Genomic DNA, 25368 nt, shown 5'->3' on the forward strand with positions numbered 1-25368 from the left:
GCGTTCAGGTGCACCGCCCGCCGCTGAACCCAGGCGCGGGTCCACACAATCTCGACACAATCTCGACCGGGCCTCCATCAAGGGGCGCTAGCCTCGCCGGGTTCTTCCACCCCCTGCCCGCGATGAAGCGCGATATCCGCACCCATCAGATGCCTTTGATCCTGATTGCCGAAGATGAAGGCGAAATCGCCGATATCCTTGGCGCTTACCTTGCGCGTTCCGGAATGCGCAGTGTCAGGGCCAGCGATGGCGAGGCGGCGCTGGCCAGCCACCACCAGCTGCGCCCCGACCTGGTGCTGCTGGATGTGCAGATGCCGAAGAAGGATGGCTGGCAGGTACTGAGCGAACTGCGCCGGCGCGGCAACACCCCGGTCATCATGCTCACCGCACTCGACCAGGATCTGGACAAGCTGACCGGCCTGCGCGTGGGCGCCGACGACTATGTAGCCAAGCCGTTCAACCCGGCCGAGATCGTCGCGCGTATCCAAGCGGTGCTGCGCCGTAGTGCGCCTTGCGTGGCCGATGTGGCCAACGGCGTGATCCGCCAAGGGCCGTTCGAGATCGATCTGCGCAGCCACGATGTGACGGTCAATGTCGACGGCCAAGGACATGCGTTGACGGTCACCCTCACTGAATTCCGCCTGCTGGTGCACATGGCCCGTGCGCCGCGCCAGGTACATGTGCGCGCCGATCTTCTGCACGCCTGCCTGCCCGAGGGCGATGCCCAGGAACGCACGGTGGACAGCCACGTGAGCAAGCTGCGCCGCAAGCTGGAGGATGTGGGCGTGCGCGGTATTCCGGCGACCATCCGCGGCGTTGGCTACCGCTTGCTGGGCTGACGGATGACTGCCAAAGGCAAGAGCATCGGCCGCCAGATCACGCTTTCGATCGTAGTGGCATCGCTGTGTTCGACGGTACTGTCGATCGCCGGCTTCTATCTGTTCTATTACCTGATGGAAGTCTTCTACCCGCGCTGGTACGACACGCCGCAGACGATGCTGCCATCGGGGCTGGAGTGGCTGTGGATCGGCCTCACCGCCATGGTGGTCATCGTATTGGCGTCGCTGATCGCATCGCGCCTGACCTGGCGCATCATCACCCCCTTGAACTCGGTAGCCGAAAGCCTGCGCCGCGTGGCCAGCGGCGATCTGGATGCGCGTGCGCGCGGCGACCACACCTCGATGACCGAAGCGGCTACCCTGGTGAGCGACTTCAATTCCATGGCCGAGCGGCTGAGCCGGATGTCGCAGAACCGGGTGTTCTGGAACGCGGCCATCGCGCACGAACTGCGTACGCCGATGACCATTCTGCGCGGTCGCCTGCAGGGCATCGCCGACGGTGTGTTCGAGCCACGGCCGGAGCAGTTCACCAGCATGCTGACCCAGCTGGAAGGCCTGACCCGCATCATCGAAGACCTGCGCGTGGTGAGCCTGGCCGAAAGTGGTCATCTGGACCTGCGGCTACAGCGCAGCGACGTCAGCGTGCAGGTGGCTGCAGTAGTAGAAGCGATGTCCGATGCGTTGGCCGAGAGTGGCTTCTCGGTGACGCTGGAGGCGCGCGCCGCGCTGGCGGACTGCGATCCGGCACGCATCCGCCAGGCGATACTGGCCTTGCTGGAGAACGCGCGCCGCCACGCTACGCCTTGCCCGCTGCGGGTGTATGTGAAGCTGGCCGCGGGGCACTGCACTGTCACCGTGGACGACGGCGGGCCCGGCGTGCCGGATGAACTGCGCGACAGCATCTTCGATGCCTTCCAGCGCACCGATGTGTCACGTTCCCGGCAGGGCGGCGGTTCCGGGCTCGGCCTGGCGGTGGTGCGCGCGATCAGCGTGGCCCATCACGGAACGGCACAGTGCCGGCCAAGCGAGCGTGGCGGCACTGTGTTCGAGATCCGCTGGCCGGTGCACGCCGGTCGCTGAACGCCACCGGCTTCTCCACGCGATCTCCATCGTTCCTCCATCCCCGCTCCAAGGCGCTGCCGATACTGGGTATTGCCGGGGGTTCCTGCCTCGATTCCCTGCCCCACCCTCGATCCATCCAGGTTCCCATGAAACACGCGCACGATTCGGCCACCGCAGCCGGCAGCATCGGCCAACAGAATGCGGCCGCTACATTGAAGATCATTCTGCGCACCTATCCCTGGCAGCTCACCGGCACCTTCTCGCTGGTGGCGCTGGAGAACGCGCTGCTGCTGGCGTATCCGCTGTTCGCCGGCTTCGCGGTGGACGCCATCATCCGTGGCAACGTCGGCCATGCCATTTCCTACGCGGGCGTGGTGCTGTTGTTCTGGCTGGTCGGTGCCGCCCGTCGTGCGGTGGATACGCGCACGTTCACCCGCATCTATGCCGATCTGGCAGTGAACGTGGTGCAGGCGCAGCGACGGCTGGGCCAGGCCACGTCCACGTCGGCGGCGCGGGTGGTGCTGGCCCGCGAGTTCGTCGACTTCTTCGAGAAGCACGTGCCGATCATCGCGACGGCGCTGGTTTCCATGTTCGGCGCGGCGGCGATGCTGCTGGCAATCGAGCCCCTGGTTGGCGCGGCCAGTCTGATTGCCCTGCTCGGCGCGCTGCTGTTGCTGCCCTCGTTCGCACGACGCAACGAACAGCTGCACGGACGTTTGAACAACCGGCTGGAGCATGAAATCCGGCTGGTGGACCGGGTCAGCCCGTCGGTGCTGCGCCGCCACTACAGCACGCTGTCACGGTTGCGCATCCTGCTGTCCGATCGCGAGGCAGGCGCCTTCGTGGTCGTCGGCGGTGCGGCAGCGGTGCTGTTTGCCTTGACCATCGGCCGCCTCGCCACCACCAATGGCATCACACCGGGCCACGTCTATGCGGTGATGACCTACCTGTGGACCTTTGTCGGCAGCCTCGACGACGCACCGTCGATGGTTGACCAGCTGGCCCGCCTGAAGGACATCGGCCGTCGGGTCAGCCCGGGGATGGAGGATGCGGAGGACAGTGCCCGTCCTGGGCCATGAGCTCGCCCGCCCGCATCCGGTAGTGCTCCACCCATTCCATGGATGCTGCGATACCCCCGAAGGGGAACAGATGCGGGCTGACCTGGCCATGGGCTTCGGTCAACCCGTCCACCAGGCGATCGACGAACACATCCGGCCCGGCCGTCCCCAGCAGGCGGCCGATCGAGATGCCGTAGCGGGACAGCATCGAGGTGCTTGCAGACACGCCGCACATCGCCGCATATCGTACAAGCCGCGCGATGCTGGCGGGCCCGGGAACGCCCGCCAGCACCGGAGGGGTGATGCCCCGGCCGCGCAGTTCATTCAACCAGGTCAGCACGCTATCGGCATCGAATGCGAACTGGGTGATGATCAGCGGCTTCATGCTCCGCGCTTCAATACGCTGGCACTTGCGTTCCAGCACGCGCCAGCGATCGGCGCTGGTCATCACCGGATGGCCTTGCGGATGCCCGCCCACAGCGACAACCCTGATGCCGGCGCGCTCGAGCACACCACTCTCGATGATCGATGTACTGTCGGCAAACGGCCCGGCAGGGGTGGAAAGATCACCCGCGATCAACAGACAGCGCTCGACACCGGCGTCGATGACGGCACGGTCGATGAAATGCTCAAGCGCCGCGCGCGAGACGATGCGGCGTGCCGAAAGGTGTGGCATCGGCTCGAAACCCAGTTCGCGCACCGCGCGTACTGCGGCCAGTCGGGCAGTGTCGTCCTCGCTGGGCAGGTAGGGAATGGAGATCGTCGTCCCCGGTGCGATGCGGGCCGCCTCTGCGTGCAGCGCAGGCAGGGCCTTGGCGCTGACTTCCAGGGAAGCGGCGCCGATGAAGGCCTGCGCCCGCTGCACGCGGTCGGGCGTGCCCGCCAGAATCGGAGCCCGGCGGTCGACAGCCCCCGACATCAGCTGGCCCCGCGCAGGTTGCCGGCGCTGGTGGAGCTGTGCCGTGCCAGCTCGACGAATGCCTGCAGGTAATCGATGCCGGTATCCGCCTCGCGCGCACCCAGATAGATCTGCTTGGGAATGCCTCGCGCACCCAACCGCACCGGCACCACGTCCATGCGCGCGGCGTACTCCTCCACCAGCCAGCGCGGCATGGCGGCCACGCCGCGGCCACTGGCCACCATCTGCATCATGATGTCGGTGGTTTCAATGGCCTTGTGCCGCCTGGGCGTGACCCCGGCCGGCAGCAGGAACTGGTTGTAGATGTCCAAGCGCTCGAAAGGCACCGGATAGCTGATCAGGATTTCCTGCGAGAGCTGGCGCGGCTTCACGTAGTCCGCCTTTGCCAGGGCGTGGCCTTTGGCCACGACCAGCACCTGCTCGTAGTCGAAGACGGGAACGAACTTCAGGCCCGGCTTCAACAGCGGGTCGGGCGTGACCAGCAGGTCGATTTCATAGCCGAACAGCGCGCCGATCCCCCCGAACTGGAACTTCTGCTTGACGTCCACATCGACGTCGGGCCAGCTGGCCAGATAGGGCGAGACGATCTTCAGAAGCCACTGATAGCAGGGATGGCATTCCATGCCGATGCGCAGCGCACCGCGCTCGCCCTGTGCGAACTGGCCCAGCCGTTCCTCGGCCAGGTCCAGCTGCGGCAGCACCCGGTTGGCGACCGCCAGCAGGTACTGGCCGGCCTGGGTGAGGCGCAGGCTGCGGCCCTCGCGCAGCCAGACGTTGGTGCCCAGCTGCTGCTCCAGCTTCTTCATGCTGTGGCTCAGGGCCGACTGGGTCAGGTTGAGCACGCCTGCGGCAGCGGTCAGCGAACCTTGCTGCTCGACCTGCTGCACGATGCTGAGATGGATGCGCTCCAACATGACGATGAATCTCACTCATGGATTGGTGAAGTAATACCATTTTACGTCATGGGAAGGGCTGGCTAGCATCGGTTCATGCCTTCGGATGCCTGCCAGCCCGGCCACCCCGCCGGCCTGCAGGACTGCGCCCCTGCAGATCACTCGAAGGAGCCCCTCCCCAGCTGAAGCGAAGAGATGACCCGCCCCCTCCGTATCGTCGCCGTTTCCGGCGGGCTGCAGCGCCCCTCAAGGGCCGCGACCCTGGCCGAGCACCTGCTGGACCTGATTGGCGAAGGCATCCCCTGCGATCAGCACCTGATTGAACTGGGTGCGCTGGCGCCGCAGTTGGCCGGGGCGCTCTGGCGCTCGCAGTTGCCCGAGACCGTGGAGCGGCAGCTGGTCGCTGTCGAGCAGGCCGATGTGCTGGTGGTGGCCACGCCGGTCTACCGCGGTTCGTACACCGGTCTGTTCAAGCACTTCTTCGACTTCATCGACCAGGACGCGCTGGTCGACACCCCGATCCTGCTGGCCGCAACCGGCGGCAGCGAGCGCCACGCGCTGGTGATCGACCACCAGCTGCGACCGCTCTTCAGCTTCTTCCAGGCCCGTACCCTGCCCCTGGGCGTTTACGCGACCGATCGTGATTTCGCCGACGGCCGTGTACACGACGAAGCACTGATCCAGCGGGCGCGCCTGGCGGTACAGCGGGCGATGCCGTTGCTTGCCCTCTCCCATCGCGCAGCACCTGTTCCCCTTGTGGCCGCTGCCGCTCTCTGAACGCCGAATGCCATCGACCTGCATTCGGATGTCACCCCGCAAACCGGAACGCCGCCCATGACCACCAACACCTTCACCTTCAGCATCACCCGTATTCCTTTCAACGAGGATTACCAGCCCGCTGACGGCACGCGCATCACCACCAACTTCGCCAACCTGGCCCGCGGCGCATCCCGCCAGGAGAACCTGCGCAACACGCTCGGCATGATCAACAACCGCTGCAACGACCTGGCGCACTGGGACAACCCCAACGCCGATCGCTACGTGGTGGAGCTGGACATCATCTCGGTGGAGATGCACATCGATGGCAGCGATGGCAGCGATCCGTTCCCGCTGATCGAAGTGCTGCGCCCCACCCTGGTGGATACGCACACCGGCGCGCGCACCGAAGGCATTGTCGGCAACAACTTCTCGTCGTATGTGCGTGACTACGATTTCAGCGTGGTACTGCCCGCCAGCAACGAGGGCAAGGACAGCTTCTCCATTCCCGAAGACTTTGGCGACCTGCACGGCAAGCTGTTCAAGCACTTCCTGCAGTCCGACGCCTACCGCGCGCAGTTCAGCAAGGCACCGGTGATCTGCATCAGCGTTTCCAGCAGCAAGACCTACCACCGCACCGAGAACCACCACCCCATCCTGGGCGTGGAATACCGCCAGGACGAGTTCTCTCCTACCGACCAGTACTTCGACAAGATGGGCCTGCGGGTGCGCTATTTCATGCCGCCAGGCAGCGTCGCGCCGCTGGCGTTCTACTTCCAGGGCGACCTGCTGGGCGACTACTCGAATCTGGAACTGATCGGCACCATCAGCACGATGGAAGCCTTCCAGAAGATCTACCGCCCGGAGATCTACAACGCCAATTCCGTGGCCGGCAAGGTCTACCAGCCCAGCCTGAAGCACCAGGACTACTCCTCCACCCGCATCGTCTACGACCGCGAGGAGCGCAGCCAGCTGGCCGTCAAGCAGGGCAGGTTCACCGAAGAACACTTCATCAAGCCATACCGCGCCGTGCTTGAGCAGTGGGCCGCCCGCTGATCCATCGATTTTCCATTTCGCCCCCAGGACACAAGACGCAATGTCGACGAAGAAACTGCTCCCCACCTCCACCGCAGGCAGCCTGCCCAAGCCCTCCTGGCTGGCCGAGCCGGAAAAGCTCTGGTCGCCCTGGAAGCTGCAGGATGACGGCCTGATTGAAGGCAAGCAGGATGCCCTGCGCCTGTCCCTGCAGGAACAGCAGCACGCCGGCATCGACATCGTCAGTGACGGCGAACAGACGCGGCAGCATTTCGTCACCACCTTCATCGAACACCTCAGTGGCGTCGATTTCCAGAAGCGTGAAACCGTCCGCATCCGCGACCGCTACGACGCGAGCGTGCCCACCGTGGTGAGCGCTGTCAGCCGCCCGAAGCCGGTGTTTGTGGACGATGCGAAATTCCTGCGCAGGCAGACCACGCAGCCGATCAAATGGGCGCTGCCGGGCCCGATGACCATGATCGACACCCTGTATGACGCGCACTACAAGAGCCGCGAGAAGCTGGCATGGGAGTTTGCGAAGATCCTCAACGAGGAAGCCAAGGAGCTGGAGGCGGCTGGCGTGGACATCATCCAGTTCGATGAGCCGGCATTCAACGTGTTCTTCGACGAAGTGAACGACTGGGGCGTGGCCGCGCTGGAGCGCGCGGTCGAAGGGCTCAAGTGCGAAACGGCGGTGCATATCTGCTATGGCTATGGCATCAAGGCCAACACCGACTGGAAGCAGACGCTGGGTTCGGAATGGCGCCAATATGAAGAATCGTTCCCGAAGCTGCAGACCTCCAGCATCGACATCATCTCGCTGGAGTGCCACAACTCGCACGTGCCGATTGACCTGATCGAGCTGGTGCGCGGCAAGAAGGTGATGGTCGGTGCCATCGACGTGGCGTCCAGCGTAGTGGAGACACCGGAAGAAGTGGCCACCACTCTGCGCAAGGCGCTGCAGTTCGTGGATGCTGACAAGCTCTACCCCAGCACCAACTGCGGCATGGCGCCGCTGGCGCGTGAGGTGGCGCGGGGCAAGCTGCGCGCGCTCAGCGCAGGCGCACAGATCATCCGCGAGGAGCTTCTGGCCCAGGGCTGAGCGGGCCAGGGCATCCTGTCGAACACGCTCCGCTCCGCGAAGCAAAGGCCGCGTGCCAGCGCGGGAGCCCTCCACTCCCGCACTGGCGCCGCCTCCCCTACCCTTGCGCCCCGATACTCAGCGCTGCTGATCCTTCAGGAACAGCCACGTGATCAACGTGGCATCCGGCCCCTTGGGATCGGTGAACGGCAACCCGGACTGGCTGCCGCTCCAGGCATGCCCCATGCCCTGTACCACGTAATGCTGGACCAGCGTCCTGCCACCGTAGGTGTAGCTATCGACGGTATAGGCGCGCCCACCCGGCACCTGGCCATGGAAGGTGTTGGTCGGCACATACTTCACCGAGTCGTTGTCCAGGCCATCGTCGGCCAGGTCATTGGTCTGCAGGAACTGGCGCACGGCCTGCTGTCCGTTCACCGGGTTCACCGTAGCGTCGGCGGTGCCGTGGAATACCAGCACCGGGATCGGTCGCGGTGACGGCGAACCCGAGCACTGCCAGGCCAGCCGCCCGTTGCTGTCCGGTGAGTAGATGCTGCCGGCCAACAGCGCGTAGGCGCTGCCGGAGATCGTGGTCGCGCCCTTGTACATGCCGCCGGAATGGATCGCGCCCGCAGCGAACACATCCGAATAGCAGGCCAGCATGATCGAGGTCATCGCCCCGCCGGCGGAAATGCCGGTGACGTACACGCGATGCGGATCGATGCTGTAGCCCGCCTTCACCTTGTCCACGATGCCGGCCAGGATCGAGGCCTCGCCGCTGTCACGCGCCTGGTTGATCGGCAGCTGCCAGTTCCAGCAGCGTGCGGGATTGGAGGTCACGTTCTGCCGGGGATAGACCACGATGAAGCCTTCGGTATCGGCCACCTCGTTGAAGCCGGAGGCCTCGCCCATGAGGTTCGGCCCGGTCACGCAGCCGTGCAGCACCAGCAACAGGGGCAGCGGCTGCATTTGGTCGTAGCCGGCCGGCACCCACACCTGGTACTCGCGGGCACCGAACAGATTGCCGTACAGGCCAACATCCCAATGCCCGGCGGGGTCTGCCGCAGCTGCGGTACCCGTCGTGGCCAGCCAGGTGCACAGCAGCAGCATCAGCGCCTTGATTGAATCGATTCCAGATTTCATGACCAGATCCTCATGCGTGAGTCGTGGATGAAGTGGTACCGGAAATCCTCGTGGACCGACCTTCCAGAGGGTGCTGCGACGCCGCTGTCAAACCCAGCCGGTGGCGTAATAGATGCCGATCACCACGAACACCGCAAGGGTCTTGATGATCGTCACTGCGAAAATGTCCTTGTAGGCCTGGCGATGGGTCAGCCCGGTCACCATCAGCAGGGTGATGACAGCGCCGTTGTGCGGCAGGCTGTCCATGCCGCCGGAGGCCATCGCGGCAACACGATGCAGCACCTCCATCGGGATGCCGGCGGCCTGTGCATTGGCGATGAAAGTCTCCGACATTGCCGCCAGGGCGATGCTCATGCCGCCCGATGCAGAGCCGGTGACGCCGGCCAGGCCAGTTACGGTCACCGCTTCGTGCAGCAGCGGATCCTTGATGGAACCCAGCGCATTGGCCACCACCATGAAACCTGGCAGCGCGGCGATGACCGCGCCGAAGCCATATTCCGAAGCGGTATTCATGGCAGCCAGCACCGCACCACCGATCGCCGCCTTGGTGCCTTCGGCAAACCGGGTGACCACCGGGCGCCAGGCGAGCGCCAGCACCGACAGGATGCCCACCAGCAGCGCACCCAGCACGGCCCAGATCGCGGTGATCTTCGCCACGTCCTGCACCACCGGCGCGGCGCTGCCCATGATCGACGGTACGAAGCTGTGCTCGCTGCCGTACCAGTGCGGCATACCCAGGGTGAACAGCTTGTTGGAGACGAACACCAGCAGCAGCGGCAGTATGGCAATACCCGCATGTGCCAGGTGGGTGCCGGCGAACGGTGTGGGCTCGTTCACCAGGGTGGCCGGATCGCCGTAGCCTTCGCCGTTGCGCAGGGCGGCGAGGCGGCGCCACTCGAGGTAGACCAGGCCGACCGCCAACACGAAAATGCCGCCAAGCGTGCCCAGCACCGGCGCCGCCCAGGTATCGGTGCCGAAGAACGTGGTTGGAATGATGTTCTGGATCTGCGGCGTACCCGGCAGCGCGTCCATGGTGAAGCTGAAGCCGCCCACCGCCAGCGTGGCCGGAATCAGGCGCTTGGGGATGTTGCTCTGGCGGAACATTTCCGCCGCGAACGGGTAGACCGCGAACACCACAACGAACAATGACACGCCGCCATAGGTCAGCAGGCCCGACACCAGCACGATCGACAGCATCGCCCGCTGCGCACCGAATAGCCGGATCGCCGCACCGACGATGGATCGGGAGAAGCCGGACAGCTCGATCAGCTTGCCGAACACCGCGCCCAGCAGGAACACAGGAAAGTAGAGCTTGAGGAAGCCGACCATCTTGTCCATGAACAAGCCGGTGAACATCGGCGCCACCAGCGACGGATCGGTCAGCAGTACGGCGCCGAGGGCGGCGATGGGCGCGAACAGGATCACGCTGTAACCGCGGTAGGCGACCAGGATCAGGAAGGCCAGCGCCGCAAGTACGATCAGTAACGACATACGGTGCTTCCAGGTGGGGACGCGCCCAGTATCCGGATCTGGCGACCGCTGCCGACTGGACCTAGGTCCACTCGCCGGTGTGCCACGGCGCCGCTAGCCTAGGCAGCATGGGTGGCAATGGGCCATCTGCCTTGGGGGAGGACCGAATGAAACGGAATTGCTTGAGCCTGATGATCGGCATGCTGTTGGCCACCGGGCCGGTTCTGGCGCAGGACGCGCCGCAGGGCACGCCGGCGGTGGGCAGGACCGCTTCGGCGACCAATCTGGACAGCATCACGGTGACTGCACGCAAGCGCGAGGAAACCCTGCAGGAGGTGCCGGTTGCCGTTACTGCCTTTACCTCCGAAGCCCTGGACAAGATGAACGTCCAGGACATCAGCGACCTGGATGGACAGGTGCCCAACCTGACCATCTACGCGGCGCGCGGGGCCAGCAGCACGGTCACGGCCTACATCCGCGGCGTCGGCCAGTCCGACCCCACCTGGGGCGCTGACCCCGGCGTGGGCATCTACCTGGATGACGTCTACATCGCGCGCCCGCAGGGTGCATTGCTGGACGTGTTCGACGTCTCGCGCATCGAGGTGCTGCGCGGCCCGCAGGGCACGCTGTACGGCAAGAACACCATCGGCGGTGCCATCAAGTACATCTCGCGCGGCCTGCCCACCCAGACCGAAGGCTTTGCCCAGATCACCGTGGGCAACTACAGCCAACTGGACGCCAAGGCGGCGATCGGCGGCCCGATCGGTGGCGCCGACAGCGGTCTGCGCGCCCGCGTGGCAGTGGCCAGCATGAATCGTGACGGCTTCGGTGAGAACACGTTCACCAACCAGCCGGTGAGTGACAAGCAGATCAATGCGGCACGCTTCAACCTGGGTGCGTATGCCGGCGACGATTTCGACGTGCAGTTCGCCCTGGACTGGATCGATGACCAGTCCGGCATGCGCGGTTCGAAGATGCTGGCACCCAATCCATTCGTGCGCGTCTACCCGCCGATGGATGACCGCTACGACATCCGCTCGGGCATGCGCAACCTCAACAGCGTGGAGACCAAGGGTGCCTCGGCCACGGTGAACTGGCGGCCCAGCGAGGATGTTGCGCTGAAGTACGTGGTGGCCAAGCGCGAATCGGACAGCGATGCGAACATCGACTTCGACAGCACGCCGGTCAAGCTGGCCGATGTGGGTGGCACTTACCACGACGACCAGGTCAGCAACGAGGTGCAGCTGAACTACGACGCCGGCGGACGCGTGCGTGGCGTGGTCGGCCTGTACCAGTTCAGTGGCGAAGCCGGTGGCCAGATCCGCAACAACTTCTTCAACCTGCAGTTCGGCGATACCCGTGGCAAGGTACTGACCGACAGCATCGCGCTGTATGCCGACTGGACCTTCGACCTGACCAGCAAGCTGAAGCTGGACGTCGGCGCCCGTTACACCGACGAGGACAAGCGCGCGATCGTGCTCAACCGCTTCTACTCGGATGCGACGTTCACGCGCCCGATCGCCACCGCCGCCGATTTCGACAAGAAGACCAACTTCAAGAACGTCTCGCCCAAGGTGTCGCTGGATTACCAGATCACTCCGGACATCATGGTCTACGGATTGGCTACCCGTGGCTTCAAGTCGGGCGGCTACAACATCCGCGCCAATGCCGTGGCGGTGCCGCGCTCGGCCGAACCGTTCGATGACGAGACCGTGGACAGCTTCGAGATCGGCAGCAAGATGGCCTTCCTCGACCAACGCCTGTTCCTGAACCTGTCGGCGTTCCACAACAAGTACAAGGACATCCAGCTGTCGGTGTTCACCGGCATCGATACCAATGGCGATGGCGTCGACGATGCCTTCTTCGGCGACTTCACCAATGCCGGCGCCGGCACCATCAACGGCCTGGAAATCGAGTACCAGTACCTGCCCAGCCAGCACTGGCTGATCTCCGGCAACCTGGCCTGGCTGGACGCCAAGTATGACGAGTACATGGATCGTGGCGTCAACGTGGCCAAGCAGATGAAGTTCACCAACGCGCCGGACTTCTCGGGCGCGTTGAACGTGGAATACCGCACCGACCTGGCCAATGGCAGCAACCTGTCCGCTCGGGTGAGCTACAGCTACCAGAGCGAGGTGTGGCCAACCACCGATCTGAGCCCGGTGATCCGCCAGGACGGCTACGGACTGGTCAACGCCGGCGTGATCTGGAAGCTTGACGACGCCTGGACCTTCTCGCTGCAGGGCACCAACCTGGCCGACAAGGAGTACCGCACCACCGGTTACAACATTCCGGCGGTCGGCACGCTGATTGGTTTCTATGGGCCGCCGCGCCAATATAGCCTCAGCGTCCGTTACGATTTCTAGGAAGCGTCTGCATGACACCGTCTTACGATGATCTGTACTGGAAAAGTGACGATGGCCTGCGCCTGCATGCGCGCGATCATGCCCCGGGCGCGGGACAACCGCCCCGTGGCACGGTGGTCTGCATCCCGGGCCTGACCCGCAACGGCGCCGACTTCGATGCCCTTGCGCAGTCACTGACCGCCGTCGGCTGGCGGGTGATCGCCGTCGACCTGCGTGGACGTGCGGGCTCGGAACGTGCGCCGGACCCGTCCAGCTACAACCCGCGCGCCTATGCCGATGACATGGTGGCGCTGCTGCGGTCACAGAACATCGATAAGGCGGTGTTCGTCGGCACCTCGCTGGGGGTGCTGGTCACCATCACCCTGGCCTCGCGTGCGCCCGGGCTGATCGCCGCGGCGGTGCTGAACGACGCCGGCCCCAAGGTGCCGCGCGAAGCCCTGGCGCGGATCGGCAAGTACGCCGGCAAGCCGGTGCCACCGATGGACCTGGCTGACGCTACGACCTACGTGGAATCCATCGGCAAGGCCGCATTCCCGCGCTTCACCACCGATGACTGGCGGGCGATGGCCGTGCGCACCTTCCGCCAGCGCAGCGATGGCCTGATGGTGCTGGATTACGACCCGGCGGTGATCCGTACCACGCGGCCGTGGCTGCTGTGGCTGCTGCGCCCGGTGCTGTGGCGTGCGGTGCGTGGCCTGACGTCGCGGGTGCCGGTGCTGGTGGTGCGCGGGGCGTTGTCGGACATCCTGCCTGCCGATGTCGCACGGCAGATGGCAGCCACATCGCCCAACGCCCGCCTCGTTGAAGTACCGGAGGTAGGCCATGCGCCGATGCTGTCCGAGCCCGAGGCGCGCGATGCGATTCTGGCCCTGCTGGAGCGCGTGCGATGAGTGCCGACGTGTCGATCGATGAGCTGCCTGCCGCCCTGCGGGCACTGCGGCAATGGGCGGCAAGCGAGCGACTGAGCGGCAGCACACACATTGCGCAGTCGCGCATCGATGCCTTCGCCGACGCCACCGGCGACCACAACTGGATCCACACCGATCCGGCCCGCGCCCAGACCGGCTTGCCGGGTGGGCAGACCATCGCGCATGGTTTCCTTCTGCTTTCGCTCACCGTCGAGGACGACGTGGCGGCCCTGGCCGGCTTTCCGGGCATCGCCCACGTGCTCAACTACGGTTTGAACAAGGTCCGCTTCCTGGCGCCGGTGCCCAGCCGTTCCGAGGTGCGGGTGCGCTCGCAGCTGCTGTCACTGGAGGCACGCAGGCCCGGGCAGTGGCTGCTGACCCAGCACAAGACGGTGGAAGTGATCCCCGCCGGCGAGGTCGCGGTGGTCGCCGAACAGCTGTCGCTGATCGTGCTCGCCGACTAGCGCCGGCCGGCTGCCCGCCGGCCACGGTTCTCTCTACACTGGAGCGATGTTGACGCCCTCCATCGTCCTGTTCGCCTGCATCGCGTGGACCGTGCTGCTGTTCGGCGTCGCCCTGTGGGGGGAACGCCAGGGGCATCGGCTGTCGAAGGTCTGGCCGGCCATCTACGCGCTGTCGCTGGGCGTGCACTGCACGGCGTGGACCTATTACGGGGCCGCCTCGCAGGGCGTGCAGTGGGGCTTCCCGATCCCGCCGACACTGGTCGGCATGGCCCTCATTTTTGCATTCGGCCTGCCGTTCCTGGTGCGGCTGGGGCGACTGGCCAAGCAGCACAACAGTGCCACCATCGCCGACCTGGTGGTCGCGCGCCTGCGTGCCGATCAAGGGCTGGGCATCACCATTACCCTGGTCGCGCTGTTCGGCATCATTCCCTACATCGCGCTGCAGCTGAAAGCGGTCAGCCAGGGGCTTGCCGCCCTGCTCGGTGATCAGTTCGCGCCCGTCGGCTGGCAACTGGACATGTCGTTCTGGTTCGCGCTGACGATGGCGGCGTTCACCACGCTGTTCGGCGCACGCAAGGCGTCGGCCACCGAACACAACCGCGGCATCGTGGTCGCGCTGGGGCTGGAGTCGCTGTTGAAGCTGACGGCACTGCTGGCCATTGGCCTGTATGCCGCGCGCTCGGTACACAAGGCCGGCGTGCCGCTGCTTGAGAAGATGGCGCACCTGCCGCCGCCGGCAGTGGTGCCGGATTACCTGACCATGGTCGCGCTCGGTGCGATGGCTGCGTTCACCCTGCCCCATCAGTTCCATGTGGGCGTGGTTGAACTGCGGCAGTCGTCGGACCTGAAGACGGCGCGCTGGCTGTTCCCGGTGTACCTGCTGTTGATCGGCCTGCCGTCGGTGCCGATGGCACTGGCCGGCGCCGCACAGTTGCCGTCTTCGGTGTCGCCCGACCTGTATGTCCTGGCCCTGCCGCAGGAACGCGGCCACCACCTGCTGGCACTGCTGGCCTACCTGGGCAGCCTGAGCGCGGCCACCGGCATGATGATCCTGTCCGGGCTGACCCTGTCGATCATGCTCGGCAACCACGGCGTGGGTTCACGCCTGCTGAGCGGGGTCAGTGGCTTCAGCAGTGGCGCCGATCTGCGACCGCGGGTGCTGGCCTTCCGTCGCGCCGGCATCCTCGCCGTGTTCCTGATGTCGTGGCTGTACAGCCGCGCGATGAGCGGCACCGAGGCGCTCAGCGATTTCGGCCTGATGTCGTTCACCGCGCTCTCGCAGCTGGCACCGGCCGTGCTGCTGGCGGTATACCGGCCGCGCACGCCCTCCCCGGCCATCATCGCCGGCATCGTGCTGGGTTCACTGGTCTGGCTGTGGCTGGTACTGCTGCCGATGGTGATCCCCGCCCCGCCACCGTCGGCCAGCCCCGACGGGTTGCACTGGCTGGCGATGTTCTCGCTGCGCATGCAGCCGGGCCATATCGCCATCAGCATGGGGGCGAGCCTGGCGGTCAACCTGGCGACCGTTGTGCTGGTGTCGCGTGCGGTGCGTCCCTCGATGCCACGGCAGCGCGACGCGATCGCCGCAGCATCGTTGCGCAAGACGGCCGGTCGCTTCCTCGGCCAGGAACGGGCGCGCCAGCTGATGGACGGACACGCCGGGCAGATGCTGGATGACGAGCGGGTCACCGCCATCGAGCGGGAGCTGACCGCCGTGGTCGGTGCGGGCATGGCACGCCTGCTGGTGGAGGCGGCCCGCGATGGTGGCGCTGCACCGCTGGACGCCGTCACCCGTGCGGTCGGCGAAGCCACCCAGGTACTGCGCTTCAACCAGCGCCTGCTGGAAGCCGCGCTGGAAAACATGAGCCAGGGCATCAGCGTGGTCGACGCGCAGTTGCAGCTGGTGGCCTGGAACAGTCGCTATGCCGCGTTGTTCAAGTTCCCGCCGGAGCTGCTGCAGGTGGGACAACCGGTGTCGAACCTGACGGCGTGGGCGCTGGGACAGCTGAAGATCGGCGACACCCCTGGCGACTCGCGCGACAAGGCATTGCAACGGCGGGTGGTGCACATGCGGCGCGGTACCCCGCATCTGTCCGAGCGGATCTTCCCGGACAACACCATCGTTGAAATCCGCGGCAACCCGATGCCGGGTGGCGGCTACGTGGCCACTTTCACCGATGTCACCGCTTTCCGACGTGCAGAAGACGCGCTGAAGCGCAGCAACGAAACCCTGGAGCGCCGCGTGCAGGACCGCACCGCCCGGCTGGAGCAGGCGGTGCATGAAGCCGAGCGGGCCAACGTGGCCAAGACACGCTTCCTCACCGCCGTCGGCCACGACCTGATTCAACCGTTGCATGCGGCGCAGCTGCTGACCGATGCCATGTCGCAGCACATCGAATCGGAGTTCCTGGACAGCTTCCTGCGCCAGATCCGTGGCGCGCTGGACTCCACCGACGATCTGCTGTCGGGCCTGCTTGATATTTCGCGGCTGGAAGCCGGCGGACTGGTCGCCGATCCGCGTCCGTTCGCGCTGTCGACCGTGCTGGATCCACTTGCGCAGGAGTTCGCCGTGCTGGCAGCGGCGCGCGGCCTGCAGTTCCGCCATGTGCGCACCCGCGCGTGGGTGCACAGCGACCCGTTGCTGCTGCGTCGGGTGCTGCAGAACTTCCTGGCCAATGCCATCCGCTACACCCGCCATGGCGGCGTGCTGCTGGGGGTGCGCCGACATGGCCAGACCCTGTCGATCGGCGTGCATGACAGCGGCCCCGGCATCGCAGCGGAGCAACAAGCGGTGGTCTTCGAGGAATTCCATCGTGGCGACCGCAGCAACGGCCAGGGCCTCGGTCTGGGGCTGACCATCGCGAGCCGCATTGCCGACCTGCTGCACGCGCCGCTGCAACTGCAGAGCGCGCTCGATCGCGGCTCAACCTTCTCGATCACCGTGGCGCGGGCAGCGCCGCCTGCGGCCCCGCGCACTGAACCCGCCGCTGGCAACAGCAGCATCAAGGGTATCCGCGTGCTGGTGGTCGACAACGATCCGCAGGCCCTGGAGGCAATGCGACAGATGCTGCTTTCCTGGGGCTGCGATGTCATCGCGGCGCGCGATGTCAATGCGCTGGGTGCTTCAGCGCAGGAAGCGGCACTGTGGTTGTTCGACTACCACCTTGATGATGGCGATACCGGCGTCGCACTGTGGAAGCGCCTTGTCGCCGTCCACGGTACACGGCCGACGGTGATCCTCAGCGCCGACACCGGCAGCGACACCCGCGAGGCAGTGCGCAGCGTGGGCCTGTCGCTGCTCAACAAGCCGTTCAAGCCGCTGGCACTGCGCTGGGCGATCAACCATCTGCTGGCAACGGCCGCGACGGCAACACCCTGACCAATGGTCAGGCGTCCTGCGTCTCTTCGATCTGCCGCGAGGGATCGCTCAGCCCCATCTCGTGCAGCACACGGATGGCCTGCGCACGATTACGCACGCCCAGCCGGCCCATGATGCGGGTCATGTGCGCCTTGACCGTGCGTAACTGCACGCCCAGCCGGTCCGCGATCTGCTTGTTGAGCAGCCCTTCGGCCACCAGGCTCAGCACCTTGTACTGATGCGCGGACAGGCTGGACAAGCGCGCGGCAAGATCGGCGTCCTTGTTGAAGGGCGCTACCCGTGCCACCGGCTCGCGCAGCAGCGCCGGAATCCAGCGCTCACCTTCCAACACGGTCTGCAGCGCGGACTGCAGGTCGGTCAGCCCCGAACTCTTGGGCAGATAGCCGGCTGCGCCGAGGTCGATGGCGCGGCGGATCACGTGCGGCTCTTCATTGGCCGAGACGATGATGATCGCCAGCCCCGGTTGCAGTGCACGGATGGTCGCCAGCCCGGCAAGACCATGGTTGCCCGGCATATGCAGGTCCAGCAGCATCAGGTCGATCTGCTGGCTCTCGATCGCTTCCAGCACGCTGTGCAGCGAATCGGCCTCGCTGATCTGCAGGTCAGCCACCGCCTCCTCGGCCGCACGATGCAGCGCCGCGCGGAACAAGGGATGGTCGTCGGCGATGAGCAGGGTCGGCATGTCCAGCGGAGGTTAGCAAATCGCCTGCGGTTGGGCACGGGTACCAAGGTACGCTGGCGTGCGCCGCCCGGATCGTTAGGGTGGAGCCATGAACATCCACCGCCCCGTTACGCTGCTGTGCGCCACGCTGCCGCTGCTTGTGGGCAGCATTTCCGCCGCCCAGGCTGCCGCGCCCCGCCCCATCACTGCTGTTCCGGTGTTCGAGCAGTGGCGGGAAACCCTGCATCGCGGCGACGATGAACTGCTGACCGCGGGACTGGGCCTCGACGCCCTGCGCTCGGCCAGCGCGCCCCAGTTCGCCAACCCGGCCCGGCCCACCGCCGACGAGGCCCGACGCCGTGCGATCTGGAGCAGTTGGCGTGGTATTGCCGACCTGACTCCCGGCGGTGGTTTCGGCGATGTCTACGGGAGCCTGCAGGCAGTGCCCGGCCGCGAATTCTCGGCCTATGCGCGCATCGATGGCGCACGCCAACCCCACCGCGTACTGGTGCAGGTACCCGACACCTTCGACACCTCGCGACGCTGCCTGGTCGTCGCTGCGTCTTCCGGCTCGCGTGGCATCTATGGCGCGATTGCGGTAGCCGGCAGCTGGGGCCTGGCCCATGGCTGCGCCGTCGCCTATACCGACAAGGGCGCCGGCAGTGACTACTACGATCTGGACGCCAAGACGGGCTTCCAGGACGACGGCACGCCCGCCAGCCAAAGCGCGCTGGCCTTCATTCCTGCGGGTACGGCAGCCACCCAGGGAATCGCCTTCAAACATGCCCATTCGGGTGACAACCCGGAAGCAGACTGGGGCCGGCATCTGCTGCAGGCGCTGCGGTTCGGCCTGCAGGTACTGGACCGCGCCCACCCCGAATCGGCCCCGTTCACGGCGGCCAACACGCGCACCCTGGGCGTTGGCGTATCCAATGGCGGTGGCGCCGTACTGCGTGCGGCGGAGATCGAAGGCGACTGGTTCGATGCGATGGTGGCCGGCGAACCCAATGTCTCGGTGGCAGGCGCACCACCGCTGTACGACTTCGTTACCCAGGCCGCGTTGCTGATGCCCTGTGCCCTGCTGGCAGAGGACGATCTGCCGCAACCGCCGATGTCGGCGCAGGCCGTGCCGGTGTGGACCCAGCGATGTGCCATGCTGAAATCCGCCGGGTTGGTGCAAGGTGATGACACTACGGCACAGGCACGGTCGGCACGGCAACAGCTGCTCGACGCTGGCTTGAGTGCCGACGCACTTCGTGCCGGCGCGTTCTCGACCGGGTTCGATCTGTGGCGCGCCATCGCGGTCACTTATTCGTCAGCCTATGGACGCTACGACGCCGGCGAACATCCCTGCGCGTACAGCTTCTCCGCCGCTGGGGCAGACGGCAGGCCCGGCGCGGCCACCGCCGAGGCTCGGGCAACCTGGTGGAGCGAGGGCAGTGGCATTCCGCCAGGCAGTGGCGTGATGCTGGTGGATGGCAATGCCGCCGGGGCGGGAGCTGATCCCCTGCGCGGTCTGAAATGCCTGCGTGCACTCGGCAATGGCGAAAGCGCAGATGCACGGCGTGTGCGCGCTGGCATCGCCGCGGCCAACGCCCAGGCCCCGCGTCGCGGCCTGCCGATCGTGGTGATCCATGGCCTGGACGACGGCCTGGTGCCGATCAGCATGACCAGCGATCGCTACGTGCCATCTGCGCGCAAGGCGGGGGCGCAGATCGCCTATTGGCGCGTGAACCACGCACAGCACTTCGACTCGCTGCTGGGCTTCCCGGATTACCGCAAGCGCTATGTGCCACTGCTGCCCTACCTGTTCGCGGCGCTGGACCAGGTGTGGGGTCACCTTGAGGATCCAGCCCATGCGCTGCCAAGTGATGCGCTCATCCAGCCGACCCCACGCGCGGAAGCGCCCTTGCTGCGCGAGCAGCTGTCCATTCCCGCGGTCCAGGCCCCCCCGAGCCGCTGACACGCCGCCCACCAGGAAGCCCCCCATGTCGTCCGCCACCGCTACAGACACGCCCGCTGCCGAGGCCAACTCCTTTCCCCTGTTGATCAAGCAGTTGCTGCTGACGCCGCTGGCGGTGCGTCCACAGCAGGAAATCGTCTACGGCGACAAGGTCCGCTTCGACTACCGCACCCTTCAGACGCGCATCGGCCAGTTGGCCGGGTTGCTGACCTCGCTGGGGGTCAAGCGCGGCGATACGGTGGCAGTGATGGACTGGGACAGCAACCGCTACCTGGAGAGTTACTTCGCCGTGCCGATGATCGGAGCGGTGCTGATGATGGTGAACATCCGCCTGGCGCCTGAGCAGATTGCCTATACGCTCAATCACAGCGGCGCGCGGGTACTCCTGGCCAACCGCGAATTCCTGCCGGTGCTGGAAGCCATCGACGAACAGTTGCCGGATCTGCGCACGCGCATTCTGCTGGCCGATGAGGTTGGCCCGCTGCCAACGGGTTTCGTGACCGAGTATGAAGCCGGACTGCGCGAGGCCACGCCCATCACCTGCTTCCCGGACTTCGACGAGAACTCCCGCGCCACGACGTTCTATACGACCGGCACCACGGGCCTGCCCAAAGGCGTGTATTTCAGCCATCGGCAACTGGTGCTGCACTCGCTTGCGGCGATGGCCGCACTCGGCAGTGCGTCCAGCCAGGGGCGCCTGCACCGCGACGACGTCTACATGCCGATCACCCCGATGTTCCATGTCCACGCCTGGGGCATGCCGTACGTGGCTACGCTACTGGGCATCAAGCAGGTCTACCCCGGACGGTATCTACCGGGCAAGCTGCTGGCGCTGATCGCCCGCGAGAAGGTGACGTTCTCGCACTGCGTGCCGACCATCCTGCATATGCTGCTGGGCGATGCCACGGCTGCCGATACCGATCTGCGCAGCTGGAAGGTGATCATCGGCGGTGCGGCACTGCCGCGGGCACTGGCGCAGCAGGCACTGGCCCGTGGCATCGATATCTTCGGCGGCTACGGCATGTCCGAGACCTGCCCCCTGCTTACCATCGCGCAGATCGATGCGCACGCCCTGGACGACCCGGATGAGGAGCTGTCGCTGCGTACCAAGGCCGGCATCCCGGTGCCATTGGTGGATCTGCGCATCGTGGACGAAGACATGAACGACGTTGCCCACGATGGCGTCGCTACCGGCGAAGTGGTGGCACGCACGCCCTGGCTCACCCAGGGTTATCTGCACAACCCGGACGCTTCAACGGCGTTGTGGGCGGGCGGTTACCTGCATACCGGGGACATCGGCAACATCGATGGCGGCGGCTACCTGCGCGTAGCCGACCGCATCAAGGATGTGATCAAGACCGGCGGCGAATGGATCTCCTCGCTCGCCCTGGAGGACATCATCGCCCTCCATCCTGCGGTCAACGAGGTCGCCGTGATCGGCATCAGCGATACGAAATGGGGTGAGCGACCGCTGCCGCTGGTGGTCCGGCAGCCCGGCAGCGATGTGACCGAGGCAGAGATCATCGAACTGGTCGCAGTACGCAGCCGCTCAGGCGACATCTCCCGCTACGCGATCCCCGACCGCGTCAGCTTCGTTGATTCGCTGGAGCGCACCAGCGTGGGCAAGATCAACAAGAAGAAGCTGCGTGGGCTGCATGATCCAGAGGCAGTTGCTGATGACCCGGGCTCACATGAAGCGGACCGTCCCAGCCATCGAGGTACCTCGACAGCGCATCTGCAACGTCGATGACGCGCTCCCGATAGAACAGGTGCATCGTCGGCGAAAACGCTGCATCCAGCACGCCATCAGCGGCTCGAGCAACCACCGCGTTGAGAACCACGCGCATGCCCAGGCGGTTGGTTCCAAACAACACATCGCCGCAGCAGCGCCAGCTGCTACTTACTGATCGGGTCCACGCCAACGTACTGGTTCCGTCGCAGATAGACCTCACCCGTCTTCATGTCCAGCAGCATATTGAACTGCCGGAGAACACCCGCGCCGAGCGTGCCGTCGCCAGTGGAGGCGTCATCGTCGATTGGAAACGACGCAGCGGCGTTGCCGATGGCCAACCCCTGGATGCTTGCAGACGGGACGCGCACATCCACGGCGCGAATGACATTGCCTGCGCTGCCGGTGAAACGGGACGTTCCCACTTTCTGGGTGAACACCTCCATCAGCCCATGGCGCGAGCTGTACGCATAGCTGAGATCGATGGAACCGTTGCTTCCCGTATCCAGTGCCAGCCAGGGCTTGACGACGGCGTCACCCTTTCCGAGCGTGACTTCGATTGCGGGTGTGTTGTCGATCCAGCGGACGTTGGCGCGGGTATAGCCGGTTACATCCGGCAGACTACGATGGACGAGCAGCTGCTGCCGGTCGTAATCGATCTCGACCACCTTCCCTTCAAAGAACTTCCATCCCAGAACTGCATCAAAGGGACGGTTCCTGTAGTCGACCACCACCGCGCCCATGCGCGTATGCAGTCCGCCGATCTCAACGTCGTTGCGCGTGCTGTAGTCCATCGTGGTGACGCCGTCTGACCCTGTGTTCTCAGTACGATCATCGATGACCACCGATGCCTTCGGCACGATGGCGCGTGACAGGGCCAGTCCATCCGCACCGGTATCCACCAGGAATCGCAAGGGCTCGGACCTGTTGACGCTGCCGCGGACGTAGATCCGGTGGTCCTTGTCCTGCTCAAACGGGATTGCCACGGGCGTGGCATTGGCGCCGGCACTCGCGCCTGAAGTGGCACAAGCGATGGCGGCAACCAGAAGTACATGTGGGATTCCAGGCACGGGCGACTTTCCTTTCGTTTGGCGGTGGTAGCGTGGCACCTGATGGATGCCACTAATGCGGAAAGGGTTTACATCGGTGCCGGTGCTGCGGGTGATGCCGAACGACGGGGTGTCACTGCGGTGGCGCTGACGGAACGGGCGCATCGCGCTTTTCTGGCGACGGCACGTCGGCAGCCGCAAACTCGCGCGCCTTTACCCGAAACGGCGCAATGCAGCCGGTCAGGCTGATGCAGATGGAGAGGGAAAGTGCGATCAGGGCCAGTGTTTTCATCGAGCTGCCAGGTTGTGCGGGTATTCTTGGAGCGCCATGGTCAGGTGCTCGTGGCTATAAGTCCATAGCCATCTGCCACTGTCGGCATACTGCCCCGTGGTAGGCTGGCCCAGCAGAACCCGTGCACGATATCGCAGCTGCATTCCCCTCCGGGATGACGTCCATGAAGAGCCCACCCGTACCTGCCGCCGAGTCGGATCGTGCAATGGAAGGCCCGTCGCCCAACCTGTTCCTCGCCCTGCGTGATCTGCTGCTTCCCTACAAGGCCGATCTTCTCGTCGTGCATGACGAGGGCGATCACTTCTACGCCAATTGCAGGAACGTAGATGCCAAGGGCAAGGCTCAGTTCTTCAGCGCGGTGAAAGTATCGGGTCGCAGGCATTCATTCCACTTCATGCCCATCTACACCTTCCCCGAGCTGTTGGCCGGCATCAGCCCGGCCCTGAAGAAACATATGCAGGGGAAGTCCTGCTTCAACTTCGATGCCTGGGATCCATCATTGCTGCACGAACTGCAGATGCTGATCGAACAGGGTGTCTCCCGCTACCGGTCGGCCGCCAAGCTGTGAGCACACCACGCGGCATCTGCCGCCGGTGTGCCCCCGGAGCGGCCGCACCCGCCATGGCGGGCGCGGCATGGATTCAATGCAACGGCACCTTCAGCACCGATGGCGCGGACGTCGGCGAACTGAAGGTCACCGCACCGCCCAACTGACTGATGCCTGCATAGCGCAGGTCCACCGTATCGACTACCAGCGTCAGGCGACTGCCCGCCGGAATGTTCCAGCTGCTCGCTTCCAGCCGCAGATCGAGGGTGGTCGCCTGGCCCGGTGCAACGCCGCGCAGGGTGTACGGTTTGTGGCTGATCAGCTGGCCATTGCCCAGCACATCTTCCGCGTACAGGTAGGCATACAGCGTGGTGTTGGCACGGCTGGGGGTGACGGTCACCCGCACTTCCGGCGCGCCGTCCAGGCGACGTGCGTTCCAGTAGATCGGCCCCTGCCAGACACCGGCGGCGTTGCGCCCGATGAAAGGTACGTACGCTCCCGGCGGAAGGTTGATCATCTGCAGCGAGCCGGACACCATCGCCACGCCGGAATTGGCGGCGGTCGCCAGGCCACTGCCGATGCGGTAGTTCCAGCCATTGCTGCGCCCATTTTCAACCAGGCCCCCGGCGGGCAGAAGCAGGCCACCGGGTGCGGTCAACGCGTAGCTGACTGCACCGCTGTTGGTGGCCTGCCAGTTCGGGTAGCTGCTCCAGCTTCCCTTCTGTGACTTCAGCTGCACCGCCGACTCGCGGTCGATGCCGTTGGCCACGCCCTTGAGGTAATGGTCGAACCAATCGCCCACCGAGTCGTAGACCTCGTTTGGAATGCCCAGTGCGCCCAAGGCCTCGTTGAGGGCGTGGTCGCCGTGACGCAGCTGCAGCTGCTTGGGGCCCTTCAGCTGGTTGAAGAAATCCACCAGCTGACCCGGCGGGAACAGGCTGTCGTTGAAAGCGTTGGCGAGGAACACCGCCGGCTGGTTGGCGTTGATCTCGTTGATGCTGGCAACAGGGCTGCGGATCGCGGCCACCGGCAGCAGTGATTCCACGGCGCCCTGATAGTTGCCGACCACGACGTTGCGATTGATCGTGGCCAACTCGGAACCGGGGCGGCCGGTGACCAGGCCGGCGGCCACCAGCAGCGCGATTCCCTGTGCGCTTGGGGTGTCGTTGGCGTACAGCGACGCCTGCAGGTCTGCCCATCCGCTGAGGGCGGCCACCGCCTTGATGCGCGGGTCACGTGCGGCCGCCAGCAGGCTGGTGCCGGCGCCGTAGGAGATGCCCGAGACGCCGATCCGCGCCGGGTCGGCCTGGGTGTTGTCCAGCGCCCAGTCGATCAATGCGCTGACGTCCTCGACCGTGGCCGGCCCGGCAATATCGATGGCCCCGCCGGACTCCCAGAAGCCGCGCGAGCTGTAGCTGATGACCACGTAGCCGCGCTTGGCCAGCGACTGCGCCACCCCTACGTACTCCACGCTCGGCACAGCCCAGCTGCTGGGCATCACCAGCAGCGGGTACTTGCCGCCACCTGCGTCCTGCGGCTCGATGACAAAGACCCCGAGGGGCGTGCCATCCCAACTGGGAAGGGTGCGGTGGGTGGTCTTGACCGTGGCGGCCCAGGCGGTGGGCGCCAGCCCGGTCAGCAGGATCAACAGCAGCAATACCTTGCGCATCGTCGTCTCTCCCCGTCGTTGGTGGTGCAACGGGTTGGACCGTACCAGTGCGAATGGTGGCTGACACCTTGCGCCGCAGCATGGG

Annotated in this window: 21 protein-coding genes; 13 read left to right on the forward strand and 8 right to left on the reverse strand. The window is 65.5% G+C overall.

Features of this window, described 5'->3' with window-relative positions:
* The first annotated feature begins 122 nt into the window (after positions 1–122).
* The 3 genes from CR919_RS01550 (at position 123) to CR919_RS01560 (ending at position 2980) form a co-directional block, all read left to right on the forward strand.
* Complete coding sequence (locus tag CR919_RS01550) at positions 123–839, forward strand: response regulator (RefSeq protein WP_099818509.1); 717 nt, start codon at positions 123–125, stop codon at positions 837–839.
* Positions 840–842: 3 nt separating this feature from the next.
* Entirely contained in the window at positions 843–1919 is a 1077-nt protein-coding gene (locus tag CR919_RS01555) for an ATP-binding protein (protein WP_099818510.1), read from the forward strand.
* 128 nt (positions 1920–2047) lie between these two features.
* Positions 2048–2980, forward strand: coding sequence for an ABC transporter six-transmembrane domain-containing protein (locus CR919_RS01560; RefSeq protein ID WP_099818511.1), 933 nt, complete (start codon positions 2048–2050; stop codon positions 2978–2980).
* Here the strand turns inward: CR919_RS01560 and CR919_RS01565 are convergent.
* Positions 2931–3878, reverse strand: coding sequence for a methylenetetrahydrofolate reductase (locus CR919_RS01565; protein WP_099818512.1), 948 nt, complete (start codon positions 3876–3878; stop codon positions 2931–2933). The genes CR919_RS01560 and CR919_RS01565 overlap by 50 nt on opposite strands.
* The gene (locus CR919_RS01570) at positions 3878–4792 is read right to left on the reverse strand and encodes a LysR family transcriptional regulator (RefSeq protein ID WP_099818513.1); all 915 of its coding nucleotides are present in this window, start codon (positions 4790–4792) and stop codon (positions 3878–3880) included. Before CR919_RS01570 ends, CR919_RS01565 begins: the two co-directional genes overlap by 1 nt.
* Before the next feature lie 174 nt (positions 4793–4966).
* On the opposite strand from CR919_RS01570, the gene msuE reads away from it, so the two are divergent.
* The 3 genes from msuE to CR919_RS01585 are packed head-to-tail and all read left to right on the forward strand — an operon-like array spanning position 4967 to position 7664.
* Positions 4967–5548, forward strand: coding sequence for an FMN reductase (msuE, locus tag CR919_RS01575; RefSeq protein WP_099818514.1), 582 nt, complete (start codon positions 4967–4969; stop codon positions 5546–5548).
* Between the two features lie 57 nt (positions 5549–5605).
* Entirely contained in the window at positions 5606–6583 is a 978-nt protein-coding gene (locus tag CR919_RS01580) for a DUF1852 domain-containing protein (RefSeq protein ID WP_099818515.1), read from the forward strand.
* A 40-nt stretch (positions 6584–6623) separates the two neighbouring features.
* Positions 6624–7664, forward strand: a complete 1041-nt coding sequence (locus tag CR919_RS01585) for a methionine synthase (protein ID WP_099818516.1) — start codon at positions 6624–6626, stop codon at positions 7662–7664.
* Between the two features lie 117 nt (positions 7665–7781).
* Here CR919_RS01585 and CR919_RS01590 read toward each other — a convergent pair whose 3' ends face one another.
* Both CR919_RS01590 and CR919_RS01595 read right to left on the reverse strand, forming a co-directional pair.
* A complete protein-coding gene (locus CR919_RS01590; protein WP_099818517.1) occupies positions 7782–8786 on the reverse strand; it encodes a PHB depolymerase family esterase in 1005 nt (334 codons plus the stop codon).
* Between the two features lie 87 nt (positions 8787–8873).
* The gene (locus CR919_RS01595) at positions 8874–10277 is read right to left on the reverse strand and encodes a GntP family permease (RefSeq protein WP_099818518.1); all 1404 of its coding nucleotides are present in this window, start codon (positions 10275–10277) and stop codon (positions 8874–8876) included.
* A 170-nt stretch (positions 10278–10447) separates the two neighbouring features.
* On the opposite strand from CR919_RS01595, the gene CR919_RS01600 reads away from it, so the two are divergent.
* The 4 genes from CR919_RS01600 to CR919_RS01615 are packed head-to-tail and all read left to right on the forward strand — an operon-like array spanning position 10448 to position 17373.
* Positions 10448–12622, forward strand: coding sequence for a TonB-dependent receptor (locus tag CR919_RS01600; protein WP_099818782.1), 2175 nt, complete (start codon positions 10448–10450; stop codon positions 12620–12622).
* An 11-nt stretch (positions 12623–12633) separates the two neighbouring features.
* A complete protein-coding gene (locus tag CR919_RS01605) occupies positions 12634–13512 on the forward strand; it encodes an alpha/beta hydrolase (protein ID WP_099818519.1) in 879 nt (292 codons plus the stop codon).
* Entirely contained in the window at positions 13509–13994 is a 486-nt protein-coding gene (locus tag CR919_RS01610; protein ID WP_099818520.1) for a MaoC family dehydratase, read from the forward strand. The genes CR919_RS01605 and CR919_RS01610 overlap by 4 nt, the downstream gene beginning before the upstream one ends.
* Positions 13995–14040: 46 nt before the next feature.
* The gene (locus CR919_RS01615) at positions 14041–17373 is read left to right on the forward strand and encodes a PAS-domain containing protein (RefSeq protein ID WP_099818521.1); all 3333 of its coding nucleotides are present in this window, start codon (positions 14041–14043) and stop codon (positions 17371–17373) included.
* 7 nt (positions 17374–17380) lie between these two features.
* On the opposite strand, the gene CR919_RS01620 is transcribed toward CR919_RS01615, so the two are convergent.
* Positions 17381–18055: a response regulator transcription factor gene (locus CR919_RS01620; RefSeq protein ID WP_099818522.1), complete on the reverse strand. Its 675-nt coding sequence runs from the start codon at positions 18053–18055 to the stop codon at positions 17381–17383.
* Positions 18056–18143: 88 nt separating this feature from the next.
* Here CR919_RS01620 and CR919_RS01625 point away from each other — a divergent pair, with 88 nt between their 5' ends.
* Positions 18144–19997, forward strand: coding sequence for a 3-hydroxybutyrate oligomer hydrolase family protein (locus CR919_RS01625; protein WP_099818523.1), 1854 nt, complete (start codon positions 18144–18146; stop codon positions 19995–19997).
* Between the two features lie 25 nt (positions 19998–20022).
* Positions 20023–21747: a fatty acid--CoA ligase gene (locus CR919_RS01630; protein WP_099818524.1), complete on the forward strand. Its 1725-nt coding sequence runs from the start codon at positions 20023–20025 to the stop codon at positions 21745–21747.
* A gap of 146 nt (positions 21748–21893) precedes the next feature.
* Here CR919_RS01630 and CR919_RS01640 read toward each other — a convergent pair whose 3' ends face one another.
* Positions 21894–22940: a retropepsin-like aspartic protease gene (locus CR919_RS01640; RefSeq protein ID WP_099818525.1), complete on the reverse strand. Its 1047-nt coding sequence runs from the start codon at positions 22938–22940 to the stop codon at positions 21894–21896.
* A complete protein-coding gene (locus CR919_RS21150; protein ID WP_165787226.1) occupies positions 22909–23067 on the reverse strand; it encodes a hypothetical protein in 159 nt (52 codons plus the stop codon). The genes CR919_RS01640 and CR919_RS21150 overlap by 32 nt, the downstream gene beginning before the upstream one ends.
* A 163-nt stretch (positions 23068–23230) precedes the next feature.
* Here CR919_RS21150 and CR919_RS01645 point away from each other — a divergent pair, with 163 nt between their 5' ends.
* Positions 23231–23635 (forward strand): hypothetical protein, encoded by a 405-nt coding sequence (locus tag CR919_RS01645; protein ID WP_133119579.1) that lies wholly within the window; start codon positions 23231–23233, stop codon positions 23633–23635.
* 73 nt (positions 23636–23708) lie between these two features.
* On the opposite strand, the gene CR919_RS01650 is transcribed toward CR919_RS01645, so the two are convergent.
* Complete coding sequence (locus tag CR919_RS01650) at positions 23709–25283, reverse strand: CocE/NonD family hydrolase (RefSeq protein ID WP_099818527.1); 1575 nt, start codon at positions 25281–25283, stop codon at positions 23709–23711.
* Positions 25284–25368 lie beyond the last annotated feature (85 nt).

The sequence above is a fragment of the Stenotrophomonas sp. LMG 10879 genome (assembly GCF_002750935.1).
In the GTDB taxonomy this organism is placed as follows: domain Bacteria; phylum Pseudomonadota; class Gammaproteobacteria; order Xanthomonadales; family Xanthomonadaceae; genus Stenotrophomonas; species Stenotrophomonas lactitubi_B.

Excerpts from the sequence above, each read along its gene's own strand:
- CR919_RS21150 (WP_165787226.1), bottom strand. The coding sequence starts at position 23,067 with ATGAAAACACTGGCCCTGATCGCACTTTCCCTCTCCATCTGCATCAGC.
- CR919_RS01560 (WP_099818511.1), top strand. The coding sequence starts at position 2,048 with ATGAAACACGCGCACGATTCGGCCACCGCAGCCGGCAGCATCGGCCAA.
- CR919_RS01610 (WP_099818520.1), top strand. The coding sequence starts at position 13,509 with ATGAGTGCCGACGTGTCGATCGATGAGCTGCCTGCCGCCCTGCGGGCA.
- CR919_RS01645 (WP_133119579.1), top strand. The coding sequence starts at position 23,231 with ATGAAGAGCCCACCCGTACCTGCCGCCGAGTCGGATCGTGCAATGGAA.
- CR919_RS01620 (WP_099818522.1), bottom strand. The coding sequence starts at position 18,055 with ATGCCGACCCTGCTCATCGCCGACGACCATCCCTTGTTCCGCGCGGCG.
- CR919_RS01555 (WP_099818510.1), top strand. The coding sequence starts at position 843 with ATGACTGCCAAAGGCAAGAGCATCGGCCGCCAGATCACGCTTTCGATC.
- CR919_RS01550 (WP_099818509.1), top strand. The coding sequence starts at position 123 with ATGAAGCGCGATATCCGCACCCATCAGATGCCTTTGATCCTGATTGCC.
- msuE (WP_099818514.1), top strand. The coding sequence starts at position 4,967 with ATGACCCGCCCCCTCCGTATCGTCGCCGTTTCCGGCGGGCTGCAGCGC.
- CR919_RS01650 (WP_099818527.1), bottom strand. The coding sequence starts at position 25,283 with ATGCGCAAGGTATTGCTGCTGTTGATCCTGCTGACCGGGCTGGCGCCC.
- CR919_RS01625 (WP_099818523.1), top strand. The coding sequence starts at position 18,144 with ATGAACATCCACCGCCCCGTTACGCTGCTGTGCGCCACGCTGCCGCTG.
- CR919_RS01590 (WP_099818517.1), bottom strand. The coding sequence starts at position 8,786 with ATGAAATCTGGAATCGATTCAATCAAGGCGCTGATGCTGCTGCTGTGC.
- CR919_RS01570 (WP_099818513.1), bottom strand. The coding sequence starts at position 4,792 with ATGTTGGAGCGCATCCATCTCAGCATCGTGCAGCAGGTCGAGCAGCAA.
- CR919_RS01640 (WP_099818525.1), bottom strand. The coding sequence starts at position 22,940 with ATGCGCCCGTTCCGTCAGCGCCACCGCAGTGACACCCCGTCGTTCGGC.
- CR919_RS01630 (WP_099818524.1), top strand. The coding sequence starts at position 20,023 with ATGTCGTCCGCCACCGCTACAGACACGCCCGCTGCCGAGGCCAACTCC.
- CR919_RS01565 (WP_099818512.1), bottom strand. The coding sequence starts at position 3,878 with ATGTCGGGGGCTGTCGACCGCCGGGCTCCGATTCTGGCGGGCACGCCC.
- CR919_RS01595 (WP_099818518.1), bottom strand. The coding sequence starts at position 10,277 with ATGTCGTTACTGATCGTACTTGCGGCGCTGGCCTTCCTGATCCTGGTC.
- CR919_RS01605 (WP_099818519.1), top strand. The coding sequence starts at position 12,634 with ATGACACCGTCTTACGATGATCTGTACTGGAAAAGTGACGATGGCCTG.
- CR919_RS01615 (WP_099818521.1), top strand. The coding sequence starts at position 14,041 with ATGTTGACGCCCTCCATCGTCCTGTTCGCCTGCATCGCGTGGACCGTG.
- CR919_RS01585 (WP_099818516.1), top strand. The coding sequence starts at position 6,624 with ATGTCGACGAAGAAACTGCTCCCCACCTCCACCGCAGGCAGCCTGCCC.
- CR919_RS01580 (WP_099818515.1), top strand. The coding sequence starts at position 5,606 with ATGACCACCAACACCTTCACCTTCAGCATCACCCGTATTCCTTTCAAC.
- CR919_RS01600 (WP_099818782.1), top strand. The coding sequence starts at position 10,448 with ATGATCGGCATGCTGTTGGCCACCGGGCCGGTTCTGGCGCAGGACGCG.